Genomic DNA, 2,328 nt, shown 5'->3' with positions numbered 1-2,328 from the left:
CCTTTTACGTGGATAACTACAAATTTGCAGCTTAAAAAGAATATAAATTTGGAGGTTTGGGAGAACTAGAATACAAAAGGTCTAGGCAAACGCGAAGCTCCGCCGCTTTGCCGGCCCAGCGCACAACGGTCTTTACTACTCGATGCTTCAGTCATTATGATTACAGTCTTTCCTTGATGGTGTTGGCTTGCTACACATGCATACCTACCTAAGTTCGATCACGTGATATGCGCAGAGACTGAAGGCGCTGAATTGCGGAGGTAACGGTACGATAAGTGGCGGAGGAATAGAATACCCGCAATGAGGCGCTGGACGAGTCTTTAGTTCGAAGAGTTTTTGGGTTGTCGTAGCCGTGGAGGATTTTTTACCTTATAGACACATAGAAGGCTTCGTAAAGGGAGATTGCTTCCCGAAATAATCTGGACAGGTCCTCGCATAACGTTTTTACTCACCTCATGGTTTTTCCAGCTCATCGCAATGACGATAACTGAGGAGCAGCGCAATGATGGGCAAAGATTTTTTACCACATAGAGCACATAGGTTGGACATAGACACATAGGAAGCTTCGTAGAGGGAGATTGCTTCCCGAAATAATCGGGACAGGTTGTCGCATTGACCTGCTACTCACCGTATGCTTTTCCAGCTCCGCGCAATGACGGCTTTTGTTAAGGATCCTGCAATGATGCGCTGGACGAGCTTTAATTCGAAAATTTTTTGGCTTGTCGTGGCCTTGGATTTACCCTTCTTTGCGATACTTTGTGTCTTAGCGCTTTTGTGGCACCATACACGTTTGAAAATGGTGTTAGTACTATTGTAGATTGCCATAAATAATCAACAGGTTGTTGATAAATTATGTGTTGTATGATTACCCAACCTTACATCAATGCTCCTGCCCCATTGTAGTTTTGGAGTATGTACAACGATGCTTTTTTGCAAGACCGGCTGCGGGAAAGGGAAGAAAATGATTCTGTCAGGCAATTGGTGCAACTGCGTAATTGTGTGGATTTTTCTTCCAATGATTATTTAGGTATTGCCAGCAAAGGATTAAATAGTAGCCAGGAGATAGCAAATTCCCTTCATGGTTCAGGGGGATCACGGACACTTTCGGGAAATTATCCATTGATTGAAGAGACAGAAGCCTTCATTGCCAGGTTTCACCAGGCAGAAGCTGGATTAATATTCAACTCCGGCTATTGTGCCAACGTGGGTATAATGAGCTGTATTCCACAGCAGCGGGATACCGTTATCTATGACTTCCTTGCTCACGCCTCCCTTAGGGATGGCATCAGGCTTTCCAGGGCTGATGCATTTTCATTCAGGCATAATGATATGGAGGACCTGGAAAGGAGACTGACTATGGCCAAGGGAAACATATTCGTGGTGACAGAATCTTTATTCTCTATGGATGGTGACACTGCTCCCCTGCCGGAAATAATAGCGCTCTGTGAAAAATACCATGCACACCTCATTGTGGATGAAGCGCATGCTACCGGTATTATTGGCAGTAGCGGCGAGGGGCTGGTGCAGGCACTTGATCTGCAAGACAGGGTATTTGCAAGGATACATACTTTTGGAAAGGCTGTTGGTTGTCATGGTGCCATAATATTGGGAAGCGAACAGCTAAAATCATATTTAATCAACTTTGCCCGCTCCTTCATTTTCACAACTGCATTATCTCCCAGCGCGGTGTCTGCTATCCTGTTGTCCTATAAAATATTTCCAGGTATGGTACGGGAAAGAAATCATCTGCAGGTACTGAGTGATTATTTTAATGATACTGATCTGCCTTTTGAAAAATTGATCAGTAACAGTCCTGTTAAAGCGATTATTATTCCGGGTAATACCGGGGTAAAAAGTGCTGCGCTGCGATTGCAGGAACATGGGTATGATGTGAGGCCTATTCTTTATCCTACTGTGCCGAGGGGGAGAGAAAGACTGAGGATCAATTTGCATGCGTTTAATAGCCTGGAAGATTTGAGGGGGTTGGTGGGGGAACTTTGCCACTAAGACGCGAGGGCGCTAAGAAACGCTAAGGGGTTGCTGCGCAACATGATTTGAACCACGGGGACAGGGACGACACGGAGGGATGCCACGAAGACGCTAAGACGCGAAGGAACGCAAAGAGAAGTTTGTAGTTTGTAGTTTGTGGTTTGTAGTTTTTCACGTTGAAGATGCTTTTTTGTAGCAGGCATTTCTTAGGTGGAAGAAGGTAGTTCGCAGGCTCACTATAATATTTACCACATAGATTCTGTGTTAAGATCCAATAGTTAATTTATTTATTTTTGTGCTTTAGGCGGCCTTGAGCCAGCCTGTTTAGGGCGGTCATTT

Annotated in this window: 1 protein-coding gene; it reads left to right on the top strand. The window is 44.8% G+C overall.

The annotated features are described in order from the left end of the window. Positions 1-912 precede the first annotated feature (912 nt). Positions 913-2,007, top strand: coding sequence for an aminotransferase class I/II-fold pyridoxal phosphate-dependent enzyme (locus BP74_RS21580; protein ID WP_496377632.1), 1,095 nt, complete (start codon positions 913-915; stop codon positions 2,005-2,007). Positions 2,008-2,328 lie beyond the last annotated feature (321 nt).

Source organism: Flavisolibacter ginsengiterrae DSM 18136 (assembly GCF_059568575.1).
The sequence above is the reverse complement of the archived record's forward strand: the minus strand, read 5'-3'. Positions and strand labels throughout refer to the sequence as shown.